Origin of the sequence: Paraburkholderia sp., from assembly GCF_035948235.1 — a bacterium.
Taxonomy (GTDB): domain Bacteria; phylum Pseudomonadota; class Gammaproteobacteria; order Burkholderiales; family Burkholderiaceae; genus Paraburkholderia.
Genome location: NZ_DASZJJ010000180.1, coordinates 50,456 through 66,799, shown reverse-complemented (window position 1 = coordinate 66,799; position 16,344 = coordinate 50,456). Strand labels below are relative to the sequence as shown.

At 65.3% G+C, this 16,344-nt stretch carries 13 protein-coding genes and 1 pseudogene; 5 read left to right on the top strand and 9 right to left on the bottom strand.

All coding sequences use genetic code 11. From position 1 onward, the window contains the following. Both VG320_RS15785 and argS read right to left on the bottom strand, forming a co-directional pair. Positions 1 to 555 (bottom strand): annotated as a pseudogene (locus VG320_RS15785) (cell division protein); the annotation flags it as partial. A gap of 131 nt (positions 556 to 686) precedes the next feature. Beyond that, a complete protein-coding gene (argS, locus tag VG320_RS15780; protein ID WP_327201022.1) occupies positions 687 to 2,471 on the bottom strand; it encodes an arginine--tRNA ligase in 1,785 nt (594 codons plus the stop codon). Between the two features lie 278 nt (positions 2,472 to 2,749). On the opposite strand from argS, the gene VG320_RS15775 reads away from it, so the two are divergent. Then, positions 2,750 to 3,076, top strand: coding sequence for a DUF1840 domain-containing protein (locus tag VG320_RS15775; protein WP_327201021.1), 327 nt, complete (start codon positions 2,750 to 2,752; stop codon positions 3,074 to 3,076). Positions 3,077 to 3,158: 82 nt separating this feature from the next. On the opposite strand, the gene VG320_RS15770 is transcribed toward VG320_RS15775, so the two are convergent. The 7 genes from VG320_RS15770 to VG320_RS15740 all read right to left on the bottom strand — a co-directional run bounded on the left by VG320_RS15770 (position 3,159) and on the right by VG320_RS15740 (position 11,815). Continuing rightward, the gene (locus VG320_RS15770; protein WP_327201020.1) at positions 3,159 to 3,371 is read right to left on the bottom strand and encodes an acid-shock protein; all 213 of its coding nucleotides are present in this window, start codon (positions 3,369 to 3,371) and stop codon (positions 3,159 to 3,161) included. Positions 3,372 to 3,598: 227 nt separating this feature from the next. Continuing rightward, on the bottom strand, positions 3,599 to 6,316 hold the full coding sequence (metH, locus tag VG320_RS15765; protein ID WP_327201019.1) for a methionine synthase: 2,718 nt from the start codon (positions 6,314 to 6,316) through the stop codon (positions 3,599 to 3,601). 92 nt (positions 6,317 to 6,408) lie between these two features. Then, positions 6,409 to 7,485 (bottom strand): homocysteine S-methyltransferase family protein, encoded by a 1,077-nt coding sequence (locus tag VG320_RS15760; RefSeq protein WP_327201018.1) that lies wholly within the window; start codon positions 7,483 to 7,485, stop codon positions 6,409 to 6,411. A 268-nt stretch (positions 7,486 to 7,753) separates the two neighbouring features. Then, complete coding sequence (locus VG320_RS15755) at positions 7,754 to 8,011, bottom strand: BTH_I0359 family protein (protein WP_027815766.1); 258 nt, start codon at positions 8,009 to 8,011, stop codon at positions 7,754 to 7,756. 194 nt (positions 8,012 to 8,205) lie between these two features. Further along, positions 8,206 to 9,045: a 3-oxoadipate enol-lactonase gene (gene pcaD, locus VG320_RS15750; protein WP_327201017.1), complete on the bottom strand. Its 840-nt coding sequence runs from the start codon at positions 9,043 to 9,045 to the stop codon at positions 8,206 to 8,208. Positions 9,046 to 9,382: 337 nt separating this feature from the next. Beyond that, complete coding sequence (locus VG320_RS15745; protein ID WP_327201016.1) at positions 9,383 to 10,729, bottom strand: DUF3108 domain-containing protein; 1,347 nt, start codon at positions 10,727 to 10,729, stop codon at positions 9,383 to 9,385. A gap of 81 nt (positions 10,730 to 10,810) precedes the next feature. Next, positions 10,811 to 11,815 (bottom strand): IclR family transcriptional regulator, encoded by a 1,005-nt coding sequence (locus tag VG320_RS15740; protein WP_327201015.1) that lies wholly within the window; start codon positions 11,813 to 11,815, stop codon positions 10,811 to 10,813. Between the two features lie 14 nt (positions 11,816 to 11,829). On the opposite strand from VG320_RS15740, the gene VG320_RS15735 reads away from it, so the two are divergent. The 4 genes from VG320_RS15735 to VG320_RS15720 all read left to right on the top strand — a co-directional run bounded on the left by VG320_RS15735 (position 11,830) and on the right by VG320_RS15720 (position 15,861). Next, positions 11,830 to 12,822 (top strand): fumarylacetoacetate hydrolase family protein, encoded by a 993-nt coding sequence (locus tag VG320_RS15735; RefSeq protein WP_327201014.1) that lies wholly within the window; start codon positions 11,830 to 11,832, stop codon positions 12,820 to 12,822. A gap of 93 nt (positions 12,823 to 12,915) precedes the next feature. Then, positions 12,916 to 13,740, top strand: coding sequence for an enoyl-CoA hydratase/isomerase family protein (locus tag VG320_RS15730; protein WP_327201013.1), 825 nt, complete (start codon positions 12,916 to 12,918; stop codon positions 13,738 to 13,740). 107 nt (positions 13,741 to 13,847) lie between these two features. Then, positions 13,848 to 14,582: a PhaM family polyhydroxyalkanoate granule multifunctional regulatory protein gene (locus tag VG320_RS15725; RefSeq protein WP_327201012.1), complete on the top strand. Its 735-nt coding sequence runs from the start codon at positions 13,848 to 13,850 to the stop codon at positions 14,580 to 14,582. 64 nt (positions 14,583 to 14,646) lie between these two features. Then, entirely contained in the window at positions 14,647 to 15,861 is a 1,215-nt protein-coding gene (locus tag VG320_RS15720; RefSeq protein ID WP_327201011.1) for a patatin-like phospholipase family protein, read from the top strand. The last annotated feature ends 483 nt before the right edge of the window (positions 15,862 to 16,344 follow it).

Genomic DNA, 16,344 nt, shown 5'->3' with positions numbered 1-16,344 from the left:
CGCCTGGTTCGCCTGGCTGGACGGCTGCTGCGGCTGTTGCGGCTTCTTCGCGATGGTCGTGCCGTTTTCGCCGGTGGCCGGCTTCGGCGCAACGGCGACGCCGTTGTTCGCAGCGTTGCTGGTCGAGTTGTTCGCGGCGTTGCCGTTGTCGCCCGTGTTGCCTGCGTTGCCTGCGGGCGGCACTTCGACGATCTGCGGCTCGTCGAGCATGCCCGACGACTGCGATTGATTGTTGGTCTGGCCCGGCGCCGTGTTCGGCGGCGTGCTTTGCGCGGCCTGCGGCGTCACCGGCTGGCCCGGCGACTTGCCCTGCAGCGGGCGATTCGGATCGTATTGCTCGCTCTGGCTTGCGTCAGACGCGGCCGGCGGCGCGACTTTCGAGACGAACGGCGTGGGCGAGCGCGTGATGTAGAGCGCCACCACCACCGCGATCGCAAGGCCGACAATCAGGCCTAGCACGACGCCAACAAACGTGCCCCCGGACTGTTTCGACTGCTGTTTTATCGTGCGGCGCGCTTTTGCAATCGGTTGTGCCATCGTCTGAATCACCTGCAAACAAGAGTATTCCGGAACGGCGCGCCCAGGCGGGCACGCCCCAAACATGTCGTCATGCGTTTTGGACGGAGCGCCCGCGCGACGCTTGCCGCGCGGGCCGGGCCTGGGAACCTGAAGGCCCGTGGGCCGTGTTACATGCGCTCGGGAGCCGAGACGCCGATCACGGCGAGGCCGTTCGCCAGCACCTGGCGCGTGGCCGCGAGCAGCGCGACGCGCGCATCGCGCACGGCGGCATCGTCCACGAGAACGCGTTCGGCATTGTAGAACGAGTGGAATTCAGCCGCGAGTTCGCGCAGGTAGAAGGCGACCGCGTGCGGCGCGAGTTCCGTGGCGGCATGCGTGAGCATGTCGGGGTACTCGCCGAGTTTCGCGATGAGTGCCAGCGCCCGCTCGCTCGACAGCGGCGAGAGATCGACCGACGGCAGCGCGGCGAGGTTGCCGCCGTGCTTGCCCTGCCAGTCGCCGAGAATCGACGAGATGCGTGCGTGCGCGTACTGCACGTAGTACACCGGGTTTTCGTCGTTCTGCTTGAGCGCGAGGTCGATGTCGAACACGAATTCGGTGTCGGCCTTACGCGAGATGAGGAAGAAGCGCACGGCGTCGCGGCCGCGGCGGATCGTCGCTTCGTCGAGCAGATCCGGTGCGACTTCGCTGCCAGGGTTCGCGCCGCCCGACCATTCGATCAGGTCGCGCACCGTCACGTAGCTGCCCGCGCGCTTGGAGATCTTCACTTCCTGGCCGTCGCGCATCACCGTGACCATCTTGTGCAGCACATAGTCGGGGTAGCCCTTGGGGATGCCCACGCCAAGCGCCTGCAGACCGGCGCGCACGCGCGCGATGGTGCCGTGGTGGTCCGAGCCCTGGACGTTGATGACCTTGGTGAAGCCGCGCTCCCACTTGGTGACGTGGTAGGCGACGTCCGGCAGGAAGTACGTGTAGGTGCCGTCGGACTTGCGCATCACGCGGTCCTTGTCGTCACCGTAGTCAGTGGTCTTGAGCCACAGCGCGCCTTCCTGCTCGTAGGTCTGGCCCGAGGCGACCAGCGCCTCGACGGTCTTCTCGACGCGGCCTTCCGAGTACAGCGACGATTCCAGGTAATAGCGGTCGAACTTCACGCCGAAGGCCTGCAGATCCAGATCCTGCTCGTGACGCAGGTAGGCCACGGCGAAGCGGCGGATCGCTTCGAGGTTTTCGGGGTCCTTTGCGCCGGTGACGGGCTCGCCGTCCTTGGCCGTGACCGTTTCGCCCGCGAGGTAGTCGCGCGCGATGTCGGCGATGTATTCGCCGTTATAGGCGGCTTCGGGCCAGCCCGCGTCGCCCGGCTTCAGGCCGCGTGCGCGCGCCTGGGTCGACACGGCGAGGTTGCCGATCTGCACGCCTGCGTCGTTGTAGTAGAACTCGCGATGCACGCCCCAGCCCTGCGAGGCCAGCACGTTCGAGATGGCGTCGCCGAGCGCCGCCTGGCGGCCGTGGCCGACGTGGAGCGGTCCCGTGGGGTTGGCCGAGACGAACTCGACCAGCACGTTTTTGCCGGCTTCGCGCTGCGACTGGCCGAACGCGGCGCCTTCGGCGAACACGGCGTTCAGGACCGTGCGCTTCGCCTCTGCCGACAGACGCAGGTTGATGAAGCCGGGGCCGGCGACTTCGGCGTCGGCGATCAGGCCGGCTGCAGCGGGCAGCGCCTTCACGGCGTCGACGATCTGCTGGGCCAGCACGCGCGGGTTGGCACGCAGCGGCTTGGCGAGCTGCATCGCCACGTTGCAGGCCACGTCGCCGTGCGCGGCGACCTTCGGGCGCTCCAGCGCGATGGCGGGCATGACGAATGCGGCTTCGGTGGCGCCGTCGGTGGCCTTCGCCACCTGGGCGACGGCGTCGGCGAGCAGTGTCTCCAGGGTGTGTTTCTGTGCGGGCAGCATGCTTGTTGCAGGTCCTGTGCGGGTAGTTTGGGTGCGGCGCCGCCCGTGTAACACGCGGGGTCGGCGCGGGCCGTCGAATTCGGTGAGGGCGGGCGCCGCCGCGCGCCTCTCGGGGGCGCCGCGGCTTGCCGGGCGGCGCGCCGCGCCCTTCGGGTAATTCCGTTCAGACGGATTTTAGCAGGTGCTAATATGTGGAATGAGAACCCCGGCCACGCGCGGCGGCGCGCGATTCTCCTGGTTGTATCGCGCTCAACCTAAAAAATCAAAAGGGAACAGTCATGCTGATTACTTTCAAATGCCACGCGTCGCCTGACGTGCTGATGCTGGACAGTCTTGCTCAATATCTCCTGGGCATTATCGGCAAGCGTCTGGGCGAGCGCGGCGTCATCACGCATGAGGAACTCGACGGCGCCATCAGCAAGCTCGAATCGGCGATTGCCGTCGACAAAAAGGATCGCGCCGAACACGACGGCCATTTTCACGAAGGCGAGGAAGGCCGCGAACCCCACGAATTGCCGCCGGGCCTCGCCCAGCGCGCATTCCCGTTCCTCGACATGCTGCGCGCGGCAAAGAAGGAAGACAACGACATCGTCTGGGGCGTCTGAGTCCTGTCGATAGCCGTAACGCGTCGCACCAAAGCAAAGAGCCCGCAAAATCTGCGGGCTCTTTGCTTTTGCGGCTTGGCGCTTACTGGCTGGCGGCCGCCGGTTCAGCGGTCTCGGCGGCTGACGCGCCCTTCTTGACCTTCTTTTTCTTCGGTTTCTTCACGTGCTTTTCGGTGGGCGCCGAATACGACGACACGGCGCTCGATTCGTGAGGCGCGGAAGCCGGCTGCGCGAACGACGGCTGGGCGAGGGCCGCGACGCCAAAGGCGGTCAACATCAACATCAGCTTCTTCATACGATTGTTCTCCGTCGAGGTTGCTTCGATCTGGTTTTTTAAGGACTTGCTGATGAGCGAGCCGGCGCGGCGCCGGGCGAAGCCTGCCGCGTTTGGCCTTGGGTGATGCGCGGCCATCTTACAAAGCCGAAAATTTCCGTGCGCGAAATATTCAGGCTATCGATTCGCGTATGTCGGGCCGCCGCAACGATGGGCGGCCCGAGCGTGGGAAGCAACCCGAGGGAGACTTAAAGCAACGGCGCGAGCGCGCGGCGCGCGTCGTCGGCGGAGAGCGCCATGCGCGTGGCGAAATCGGCGAGCTGATCCTGGCCGATCTTGCCGACCGAGAAATACGTGCTGTCCGGATGCGCGAGATAGAAGCCCGAGACGCTCGCCGCCGGCAACATCGCCAGCGATTCGGTCACGCTCATGCCGATCTCGGTCGCCTGCAGCACGTCGAACATATCGCGCTTGACCAGGTGATCCGGGCACGCCGGGTAGCCCGGCGCCGGACGGATGCCCGCATATTTCTCGGCGATCAGCGCGTCGTTGTCGAGCGTTTCGGCGGCGGCGTAGCCCCACAGATCGCGGCGCACGCGCGCGTGCATCGCCTCGGCGAAGGCTTCCGCGAAACGGTCGGCCAGCGCCTTGAGCATGATCGCGCTGTAGTCGTCGTGATCCTTCTCGAACTGCGCTTCTTTCACGTCAACGCCAATCCCGGCCGTGACCGCGAACATGCCGATGTAATCGGCCTTGCCCGAATCCTTGGGCGCGATGAAGTCGGCCAGACACCGGTTCGGGCGCATCACGCCGTCCACCACCGGACGCACCGACTGCTGGCGCAGATTGCGCCACGTCATCGCGACTTCCGTGCGCGAATCGTCGGTGTAGATCTCGATGTCGTCGTCGTTGACGGTGTTGGCGGGCAGCAGCGAAATCACGCCGTTGGCCTGCAGCCAGCGGCCCTGAATCAGGCGCGAGAGCATCGATTTAGCGTCGGAGAACACCTTGCGCGCCGACTCGCCGACGATCTCGTCGTTGAGAATCTGCGGATACGGACCCGCGAGATCCCAGGTCTGGAAGAACGGACCCCAGTCGATGTATTGCGCGAGGTCGTTCAGATCGTAATTCTTGAACACGCGGCGGCCGATGAACTTCGGCTTGACGGGCTCGAAGCCGCTCCAGTCGATCTTCGTCTTGTTGGCGCGGGCTTCTTCGAGCGTCACCATCGGCTGCGCCTTCTTGTTGGCGTGCTGTTCGCGAACGCGGTCGTAATCGCTCTTGAGATCGTCGATGTACTTCGTCGCGCCTTCGTCGGACAAGAGGCTGGACGCCACCGATACTGAGCGCGACGCGTCCGGTACATATACCACCGGGCCTTCGTAGTTCGGCGCGATCTTCACGGCCGTGTGCACGCGTGAGGTGGTCGCGCCGCCAATCAGGAGCGGAATCTTCTTCACGCGGAAGTAGTCGTCGCGCTGCATTTCCGAGGCCACATAAGCCATCTCTTCGAGCGACGGCGTAATCAGCCCAGAAAGACCGATGATGTCCGCGCCTTCGACCTTCGCTTTCGCGAGGATCTCGTTGCACGGGACCATCACGCCCATGTTGACCACTTCGAAGTTATTGCACTGAAGCACCACCGACACGATGTTCTTGCCGATGTCGTGCACATCGCCCTTCACCGTCGCAATGACGATCTTGCCCTTCGCGCGCACATCGGCGCCCGATTCGGCCAGCAGACGCTTTTCTTCCTCAATGAACGGGATCAGATGCGCCACGGCCTGCTTCATCACGCGCGCCGACTTCACCACCTGCGGCAGGAACATCTTGCCCTGACCGAACAGGTCGCCGACGATGTTCATGCCGTCCATCAGCGGGCCTTCGATCACGTTGATCGGGCGCCCGCCGCCACCCATGATCTTCGCGCGCGCTTCTTCGGTGTCTTCGACGATGAAGTTGGTGATGCCATGCACGAGTGCGTGCGCAAGGCGCTTTTCGACGCCCTGATTGCGCCACTCCAGGTTCTCTTCCTTCTTCGCCGCGCCGGTCTTGAACTTGTCGGCGATTTCGAGCAGACGGTCGGTTGCGTCCTCGCGGCGGTTGAGCACCACGTCTTCCACGCGCTCGCGTAACTCGGCGTCGAGATCGGCATACACGCCCAACTGCCCCGCGTTGACGATGCCCATGTCCATGCCCGCCTGAATGGCGTGGTAGAGGAACACGGTGTGGATCGCCTCGCGCACCGGGTCGTTGCCGCGGAACGAGAACGACACGTTCGACACGCCGCCGCTGATCTTCGCGTGCGGCAGGTTCTGCTTGATCCAGCGCGTGGCTTCGATGAAGTCCACCGCGTAGTTGTTGTGCTCCTCGATGCCCGTGGCGACCGCGAAGATGTTCGGGTCGAAGATGATGTCTTCGGGCGCGAAGCCCACTTCGTTCACGAGCACTTCATACGAGCGCTTGCAGATTTCGGTCTTGCGCTCGAAGGTGTCGGCCTGGCCTTTCTCGTCGAAGGCCATCACGACGGCGGCCGCGCCGTAGCGGCGAATCAGCTTCGCGTGATGGATGAAGGGCTCGCGGCCTTCCTTGAGCGAGATCGAGTTGACGATGGCCTTGCCCTGCACGCATTGCAGGCCCGCTTCGATCACATCCCACTTCGACGAATCGATCATGATCGGCACGCGCGCGATGTCCGGTTCCGATGCGATCAGATTCATGAAGCGCACCATCGCCGCCTTCGAATCGAGCATCGCCTCGTCCATGTTGATGTCGATGATCTGCGCGCCGTTTTCGACCTGCTGGCGCGCGACTGCGAGCGCCTCGTCGAACTGGCCGTTGAGAATCATGCGCGCGAATGCCTTCGAGCCGGTCACGTTGGTGCGCTCGCCGACGTTGATGAAGAGCGTGCCTTCGTTGACGTTGAAGGGTTCGAGGCCGGAGAGGCGCAGGGTATGGTCAGTCATGGCGTGGGACTGGATCGTCGGATGTCGTGTGGGTCGGCGGGCGTTGGCGTTGGCTTTTCGCGTCGGGTTCAGTCGCGTGGTGTCGCGTGGCTTTACACCGCGTCGCGATACTGTCCCGGCCAGCGGCGCGGCTTGATCGTTTCGAGCGCCTTGGCGATCGCGGCGATGTGCTCGGGCGTCGTGCCGCAGCAGCCGCCTGCCACGTTCACGAGGCCGGCGCTCGCGAATTCCTTGAGCAGCGCCGAGGTATCGGCCGGCGTTTCGTCAAAGCCGGTATCGCTCATCGGGTTCGGCAGGCCCGCATTCGGGTAGCAGGACACATAGGTATCGCACAGCTTGGCGAGTTCGGCGATGTACGGGCGCATCAGCGCCGCGCCCAGCGCGCAGTTCAGGCCGAACGTGAGCGGCTTCGCGTGGCGCAGCGAGTTCCAGAACGCCTCCACGGTCTGACCGGAAAGAATACGGCCCGAAGCGTCCGTGACCGTGCCCGAGATCATGATCGGCAGGTTCTCGCCGGTGTCCTCGAACAACTGGTCGAGCGCGAACAGCGCGGCCTTGGCGTTGAGCGTGTCGAAGATCGTTTCGACCAGGAACAGGTCGCAGCCGCCGTCCATCAGCGCCTTGGCCTGCTCGTAGTAGGCGCGGCGCAGTTCCTCGAAGGTGACGTTGCGCGCGCCCGGATCGTTCACGTCGGGCGAGATGCTCGCGGTCTTCGGCGTCGGGCCGATCGCGCCAGCGGCGAAGCGCGGCTTGTCCGGCGTCGAGTACTTGTCGCAGGCGGCGCGCGCGAGCTTCGCCGACTCGATGTTCATCTCGATGGCGAGTTCGCCCATGCCGTAGTCGTCCTGGGCGACCGAGGTCGCGCCGAACGTGTTGGTCTCGATGATGTCGGCGCCCGCGGCCAGATACTGCTCGTGGATCTCGCTGATGATCTGCGGCTGCGTGAGCGAGAGCAGTTCGTTGTTGCCCTTGATGTCGCGCGGATAGTCCTTGAAGCGCTCGCCCCGATAGGCGGCTTCGTCGAGCTTGTAGCGCTGGATCATGGTACCCATCGCACCGTCGAGAATCACGATGCGCGAGGCAAGCAGCGCGGGCAGCGAGGCTGCGCGCGTGTACGGCGTGGCGCCAGCAGGCGTTGCGGGCGTTACGTGTTCGGCGGGCTGGTTCATGGGTGGCGGGCGCGCGAAAGCGCCGGTCGAGCTGGGAAACCCATCATTGTAGCCGCAGCCGGGGCGCCCCGCTGGCGCGGGCGTGGGCTTTGCGCCTGAAGTGCAACACGCGTTCCGGCATTGGGCGCCACGAAAAGAAAACCCCGCGAGGCGCGTGGCCTTACGGGGTCTTCTGAAGGGACTTCCTTCAGCGGCGCCGTCATGGTGCCGACGGCGCGGTTTTACTGCATGAGCGTGGGAGCCGTCATGCTGCGCAGGCCGCCACGTTTCAGTGAAGCACTACCGGTTGCTGCATGAGGCTGTCGAACTGTCCGAGGAATTCGTCCACCTCGTCGAGCGACTGATCCTCGTCCATCAGCTTCTGCACGTCTTCGCGAAAACGTGCCGCCATCACGCCGTCGATAAACAACTCGCGGCGCGCGTTCTTGTCGACGATTTCATAGCCGCCAGAGCGCATGGCGACGTGACCGTCCTGCGGGGGAAACTCGACAACGCAATAGTTCGGACTGTTGTAGATCATCTGCATGGCGACACTCCTTTTTCCTGTGCTCCCTCACTGCTTCTGTCGATACATGGAGCGATCGATCTGGAATTCAAGGGGTGGGTCCCGCATCACCTCTTTTTCGGACTGCTCTCCCTCTACGTTCCCGTCTTTGCTGCCTGCTTCGGTACGACGGTTCTGCGTGCTTCCAGCAACTCTGAATTGAACTACGGATGAAACTACGAACGTCGCCCCGGTCCGGATGCGGGATGCAACTCCTGGACCTGCTGGCGTAAAAACGTTTCAAGCAAGGCCGCGAAGCCATGCGATTCTTCTACCGGGGCCAGATGCGCCGCGTCGAGGGTTTCGAAGCGCGCGTCGGGAATCGCCTGCGCGAGCGCTTCGGTGAGCGCGGGCGGCGTGCCGCTATCGTGGCGTCCCGCGACGGCGAGCGTGGGCACGCGCAATTGCGCGAGTCGTTCGTGAACGTCGAAGTCGCGCAGGGCTTCGCAGGCGCGTGCGTAGCCTTCTGCAGGTGTCCGTAATAAAACGTCGCAGATGCGCGCAACGGTATCGCGATTCGTGCGACGGAAGTCCGGCGTGAACCAGCGCGCCATCGTCACGTCGGCGAGTGAGTGCAGGCCCTCGCGGCGCACGAGCGCGGCGCGTTCGTTCCAGCTTTCCTGTGCTTCGGGCGCGGTGCGGCTCGCCGTGTCGCAAAGCGTGAGCGACAGAGTGCGCGAGCCGGATTTGCCCGCATGATCGAGCGCGAACTGCTGCGCGATCATGCCGCCCATCGACATGCCGACCAGATGCGTTTTCTCGATGTCTTTCGCATCGAGCAGGGCGGTGAGATCGGCGGAAAGTTCCTTGAAGCCGAACGCGGTATTCGACACGGCGCTGGCGCCGTGGCCGCGCACGTCATAGCGCAGGACGCGGAACCGATGACGGAAATGCCCTGCGAGCGTGTCCCATACGGAGAGGTCGCCGCCGAGCTGATGAATGAAGGTCAGTGCGGGGCCGCCGCTGCGGTCTTCGAAGACGTAGCGCGTATCGATGCCATTGACAGTCGCTTGCATGCGTTCCTCCTTGGCCTTTGCGGTCGGGAGTCAGGCTGGTTGCGAGGTACTGCGTGGACGTCGTGCGGTTGTCGCAAGCCGCGCGCCTGGAAGGCACAAAGCGGCTTATTCGCGTGACCGGGTGCGCCGGTGCGATGCGCGGATCGAGCCTCCTTGCGAACGCTTTCCTCTGTTCTTTCTTGTGCTCGTCTCGGGCCGCGCGTGCAATCGATGCAGTTCGGATGCTGGGCGCTTCGATGATTTCCAGTATGCGCTATTTCGCGCGAACGTGCGGTCAGAAAGGCCGGTTTTGTGGCCCGTATGCGGATTCGTTGCACGCCTGTGTGCGGGAGCACGCTTAGGGGTGCATGGGAGCGTCGGCGGGCGGTGCGGGTGCGGTTTCGGCAGCAGGTGGGGATGGATCAACCGCTGCCGCAGACGCGTCTGGTTCAGACGATTGATCGGCAGGCGCAGTGGTGGTGGGCGCGCTGGGAGCGGATGGAGCCGGCGTAGCGCTGCTGGCCGCGTCGTTCGTTGGCGGTGCTGATGAAGCGGGCGCATTTGCGGCAGCCGACGCCTTCGGCACGCTCAGCGCGCCGTGCCACAGCAGTTCGACTTCGGTGCCGTTCGGTTCCGTCTGCACGAGACGCACCGGCAGCCAGCCGAGCGCAGGCGCGAGCCACACGTCGATGCGGCGCTTGTCGCCGTCGTGGCGCGGCAGGCGCATGAAGTGACGCGCGCTCACGTAGCCGTGATCCGTGCTCACGGTTTCGTCGCCGATGGTGGTGATCGGCCAGGTCTCGCCGCTGTCGTTGTCGGCGACGTAGAACTCGCGCGTGACGCCGGGTTTGTAGGTGTCCGGGTCGCCGCGCACGAGGCTCGCGAGCTGCATCACCATGCTGAAGCGATCCTGCGCGCCATCGGGCAGCGCCAGCGAATTCGGCGTGCGCGTGAAGATGATCTGCTTCTGCGTGCGATTGAAGACTGTGAAATCCGCGGGCCGGTGGCCGCGCTTTTCGATGTACTGATCGGGCGCGAGTCCGAAGGCATCGACATGTCCGCGGCTCGTCCAGACGAACGGGCCGACAAAGGGCAGCGGAATCGACACTTCCATTTCGTAGTGCTGGCCGTCGCTCTTCCAGTGGATCGTGCCGGGTGCGTTGCGCGCGCCGTTAAAGAAGGTGTCGTATTGGAGTTCGCCAGACGGTGGAACCTGGAACTTGACGCCGTGCGAGGCTTGCGCCGCCTGCGCGGAGGGCGTGTTGCCGTTGCCGGGCGCCGCCGCCTGGGCGGTTGCGCTCGATGCGCTTGCCGACGATGCGACAGCATCAGACGCGGCGGGGCTCGATGCCGCCTCTGCGGGCGCGGCCTCGACCTTCGGATGCGCTTCGGGAGGCGCCAGCGCCTGCAGCGTGTGCGGTGGGCTGGGGGCGCGCTTGGGGCGCGTGGGCGCGGCGGGTTTGGCCGAGGGTTTCGCGGCAGGTGCAGCGGGCTTGGCCTGCTGCTCGATGCGTTCGGTTTTGAGCAGGCGCACCTGCACGGGTACATGCGCGGGCGTCACCGGCTGCGTGGTGTGGTGGCGCTCGAACCACTGTGCCGCGAACCAGTGCAGCACCGTCACCAGCACAAACACCGCCCCCCAGCGCCACGCATGCGAGCGGCGGGAAGAAGTGGCGGCGTTCTGGTCGGCGGCGGAGGTGGACATCGGGTTCAGTCGGAGCCCTGTTGAGACGATTTAAACGCTACTGTGACACGCCGACCATCGCCGCTGCAGAAAGCGCGCGGTTCAGCGTTCCACGGGGCTGTACCCCAATTCGTATGAGAGCTTGCGTGCGCATTCGCGCAAGGCCGTATCGACGGCGCCATTCCAGCCGCTGTCGAACGCGCCCTCGTGGCCCAGCGCGATCAGCCCAAGCGCAAGTTCGCCGCTCGCATCGAACACAGGCGTGCAGAACGCGTGGATGGTTGGCAGCAACATGCCTTCCACGCGGGCCGCGCCATGCTCGCGCACTTCGGCGAGCGTGGCTTCGAGGGCCTCGATACTGCGCGGCGTCGTGCCCCACGAGTAATGCTGCGCGCTGCCCAGTTCGCGCTCGATCATCGGCGCGGTCTTGCTGCGCGGCAGCCAGGCGGCGAACAGCAGGCCCGTTGCGGAGCTGAGCATCGGCATGACGTCGCCGAGCTTGAGCGATGCCTTGGCCGGATGGCTCGATTCCATCCAGTGCACCACGGTCGGCCCCTGGTTGCCCCACACGGCGATGCCGACGGTGATGTCGAGCGCGTCGCGCAGTTCGGCCAGCGCAATGCGCGCGAGTTTCACGCCGTCCACGCGGGCGAGGCGGGCCAGACCCAGTTGCAGCGCGAAGCCGCCCAGTTCGTAACGGCCCGACACGGGGTCCTGCGACACCACGCCCAGACGCAGAAAGCTCACGAGATAGCGATGCGCTTTCGCAGGGCTCATGCCCGCGCGCTGCGCGAGGTCGCGCAGCATCATGGCGCGCGGCTCGTTGGTCAGCACTTCGAGCAGGCGAAAGCCCACTTCGATCGACTGGATGCCTGAACGCAGCTTTTCTTCGCCGCCATCGTTCGTTGTTTCGTGCGGATTTTCGCTGACGTCGTCGGGTTCGATGCTTTCCTCGACGGCAGCATCAGCGGAACGGGACGACGAAGCAGAGCGGGTGGACGGCGGCATAAAGAGCGTTTGCAATGTTTGCGGAGTTTTGGCCTGACGCGATCCTTCCCTTGGGTCGCGTCGATTCACCATCGTAGAATACATTTCCTCTATCGTCATCCACGTCTCAATCCATGAAACTCGCCACGCTGAAGGACGGCACCCGCGACGGCCAGCTGATCGTCGTTTCCCGCGACCTGCGCAGCGCCGCCATCGCCGATGCGATCGCGCCCACGCTGCAGCGCGTGCTCGACGACTGGCGCTTCTACGCGCCGCAACTGCTCGACCTCTACGACGCGCTCAATCAGGGCCGCGCGCGCAATACCTTCAGCTTCGACGCACGCGATTGCATGGCGCCGCTGCCGCGCGCCTATCAGTGGGCCGACGGCTCCGCTTATGTGAATCACGTCGAACTCGTGCGCCGCGCGCGCGGCGCGGAAATGCCGCCCGAGTTCTGGACCGATCCGCTCATGTACCAGGGCGGCAGCGACGACTTCATCGGCCCGACCGACGATATCGTGTGTGGCTCGGAAGCCTTCGGCATCGACTTCGAGGCGGAAGTGGCCGTCATCACCGGCGACGTGCCGATGGGCGCGAGCGCCGATGAAGCGCTCAAGGCCGTGCGCCTCGTGGCGCTGGCCAACGACGTGTCGCTGCGCAATCTGATTCCCGCCGAACTGGCCAAGGGCTTCGGCTTCTTCCAGAGCAAGCCGGCCACGTCGTTCTCGCCGGTCGTCGTCACGCCCGATGAACTGGGTGAGCACTGGCGCGAAGGCCGCGTGCATCTGCCGATGCTGGTCTACTGGAACAACAAGAAGGTGGGCCAGCCCGACGCGGGCACGGACATGGTGTTTCACTTTGGCCAGTTGATCGCGCACGCGGCGAAGACGCGCAATTTGCGCGCAGGCGCGATCGTGGGCTCGGGTACGGTGTCGAACAAGGATGCGAAGCGCGGCTACTGCTGTATCGCCGAAAAGCGCTGTCTCGAAACCATCGAGCACGGCGAGGCGCGCACGGAATTCATGAAGTTCGGCGACAGTGTGAAGATCGAGATGCTCGATCCCGCGGGCCAGTCGATTTTCGGCGCGATCGATCAGGCCGTGGCGGCGCTGCACGAAGTGCAATAAGCGTGTGATAAGCATGCAATAAGCAGCAAGCGCCGCATCGACGCTACGATCGGCCCAGAATAAAGACAGAGACAGCACACAGGAGACAGTGCCATGAACGATCCTTTCTACGCCCGCTATCACGCGCTGCGCGTGCGGCGCCACGAGCACGGCATCGTCGAGATCGTGATGAGCGGCGAAGGCGCCAACAAGAGCAACCTCGCCACCGCCGACGCCAACATGCATCGCGAACTTGCGGAAATCTGGCGTGACGTGGACCGCGACCCGGACGCGCGCGTGGCGGTGATCCGTGGCGAGGGCAAGGGCTTTTCGGCGGGCGGCGATCTTGCGCTCGTCGAGGACATGGCCCTGCACTTCGACGTGCGCGCGCGCGTCTGGCGCGAGGCGCGCGACCTCGTCTACAACGTCATCAACTGCAGCAAGCCGATTGTTTCCGCGATGCACGGGCCGGCCGTGGGCGCGGGCCTCGTCGCCGGGCTGCTCGCCGATATCTCGATTGCCACCAAGACCGCGCGCATCATCGACGGGCACACGCGTCTGGGCGTGGCGGCGGGCGATCACGCGGCGATCGTCTGGCCGCTGCTGTGCGGCATGGCGAAGGCGAAGTACTACCTGCTGCTGTGCGAGCCGGTGAGCGGCGAGGAGGCGGAGCGCATCGGCCTCGTGTCGCTGGCCGTCGATGAAACCGATCTGCTGCCCAAGGCGTTCGAGGTAGCGAAGCGTCTGGCCAGCGGTTCGCAGACGGCGCTGCGCTGGACCAAGTACGCGCTCAATAACTGGCTGCGTCAGGCGGGACCGAACTTCGATACGTCGCTCGCGCTGGAATTCATGGGTTTTTCGGGTCCCGACGTGCGCGAAGGCGTACAGTCGCTGCGCGAGCGCCGTGCGCCCGAGTTTCCGGGCGGCGATCCGTTCTGAACGTGCGTCTGAATGCGCGTGAAGCGTGAGATCGCGCGCGGTATGATCGAAACGAGGCGTGTGCGCCACACCAGTCCAACACTGATTGCATTGCGAGGGAGATTGGCATGATCGATTCAGCAGGCTCCGTACCGCCGTTCCCGGGCTTTCCCGGCTTTCCGCCCGCCGAGATGCTCGACCGCATGTGGGGGATGATGCGCCTCACGCCGTTCGGCAGCGCCTTCCCAGGCAGCGAGCCGGGCGCGGCGCAGGGACTCGGGCCGTCGCTGTCGATGATGTCCGACATGATGACGCCGCTCACCAATATCGAAGAACTCGACAAGCGCGTGACCGATCTGCGCGCCGTCGAGCAGTGGCTCAAGCTCAACCTGAATATGCTGCAGTCGGCGATCCAGGCGCTCGAAGTGCAGCGCGCGACGCTTTCGACGCTGCGCGCGTTCGGCGCGTTCGCGCAGGCGCAGATGACGCCGCCGCCCGCGCACGAAGCGGCTTCATCGCATTCGACTCATTCGGCGCATTCAGCGCAAGCGGCGCGCGAAAGCGCTCAGGCAGGCGATGCCGATGCGTCGGCGGATGCGCCGCCGGCGGGTTTCGACGCATCGGCATGGTGGAACCTGCTGCAGTCGCAGTTCAACCAGCTTGCGCAGTTCGCGATGGCGCAGCCCGCCGCAGCGGCCCAAGCTGCGCAGGCCGCCGCCGAAGCAGCAACTGCAGCGGCAGGCGAATCCACAGCGCAAGCACAGCCGGCTGCAAAGCGCAGCAGCAGTGGCGGCGCAAGTGCGGGCGCGGCGGCAGGCAAGACGGCCGCGCGCGGCGCGAAGAAAGCGCCCGCACGTCCGTAGTAAGCGTCAGGCGTGCGCCGCGCACAGACGGCGGCGCACGAAGAAAAGCGGGGAGGTCGGCACCATGCGGCTGGCACTCGTGATGATGGGGGGCGGGGCACGCGCGGCCTACCAGGCCGGCGCGGTGCGCGCACTCGCGGAACTCGCCGCGCAGGCCGAACCCACTCGGCACGCGATGCCCTTCACCGTGATCTGCGGAACGTCGGCGGGCGCGATCAATGCCACGTCGATTGCCAGCCATGCCGATCAGTTTCTCAGCGGCGCCCAGCGTCTGGTCGATGTCTGGGCGCATCTGTCCGCCGATCAGGTCTATCGCACCGACTGGCCCGGCATTGCCGCAGCGGGCGCGCGCTGGCTCGGCGCGCTGGCATTCGGCTGGGCCACTTTCGGCATGACGGCGCGGCGCGCGCCGCGCACCCTGTTCGACAATGCGCCGCTCGCGCATTTCCTGGCCAGCACGCTCGACTTTCACCGCATCGAGCAGATGCTCGACCGGCGTGTGCTGCACGCGCTGGCGGTGAGTGCGCTGAGCTATTCGTCGGGACGCCATCTCACGTTCTATCAGGCGAGCGAGCCGATTCGCGCGTGGCGCCGCGCGCAACGCACGGCGCGCATGGTCGAACTCACGCCCGCGCATCTGCTGGCTTCGGCGGCGATTCCCTATGTGTTCCCCGCCGTGCGGCTCGAACTCGACGGCCACCACGAGTATTTCGGCGATGGCTCGATCCGGCAGATCGCGCCGTTGTCTGCGGCGATCCACTTCGGCGCCGAGCGCATCGTCGTGATCGGCGCCAACGCGAGCGCGCCCGAAGTGGCGACACGCAGCGATATCGACGCTTATCCGACGCTTGCGCAAGTAGGCCAGCAGGTGCTCGCGAGTGTGTTTCTGGACGCGCTGGGCGCCGATATCGAGCGCATCGAGCACGTCAACCGCATGGTGGAGCATCTGCCGCATACGGTGGAGCCGGAAAGCGGCTGGCGGCATGTCGACGTGGTGGCGATCGGGCCGAGCGAGCGCATCGAGCTGATCGCGGCGCGCCATCTCGGGCAATTGCCGTTTTCGGTGCGCGCGCTGCTGGGCGCGGTGGGCGGCAATCGCGCATCGGGCGCGGCATTTGCGAGTTATCTGTTATTCGAGCGCGCCTTTACGGAGGAACTGATCGAACTGGGTTATCGCGACACGCTGGCGAAAAGTGACGTTCTTTTGACTTGGCTCAAAGAGCCTTCCGGGATGCGCGCGGGCGCGGCGCTGGGCCATCCGCAGGCGCGCCGGAACTGAAAGATCGCCGTGCTATGATCGTGTAAGGTTTATCCGACCGTCTCGTGGGCGTCAGGTTGTTTTTGCGCATGCCGACCGACTCCCGAGGCGTTCCCCGTTTGCTTCCGGTCAAAGAGAGCCCGCATGTGCGCTTGCGCCGCGGCGGCCCGGCAGCAGCAGTCGAGAGAGGCGGGGACGGCGAGGGTGCCGTGCCGCGACAATCTGTCGCGGCATGTGCGGGCGACCCTCGCTGAACGGTCCGTCAGGTCCGCCGCGTGCCACGCGGGCGGGGCGGTCAGACGGCGCGGGCGGCTCCCCGCGGATTTTCAGGCAGCCGGGTTCCAGGCATGGTTCAGCTACCCAGAACTCATCACGGCGCCTTCCATTCCGGCATGGCGGATTGCTGCTCGACAGGAAGTAATCTGTTTAGCGCCTGTGCAATTGCGTCCAGAAGGCCGGTTACCGCGTAAAATTAAATGCTTTTCGCCTGCCGGCCGCGTGAGG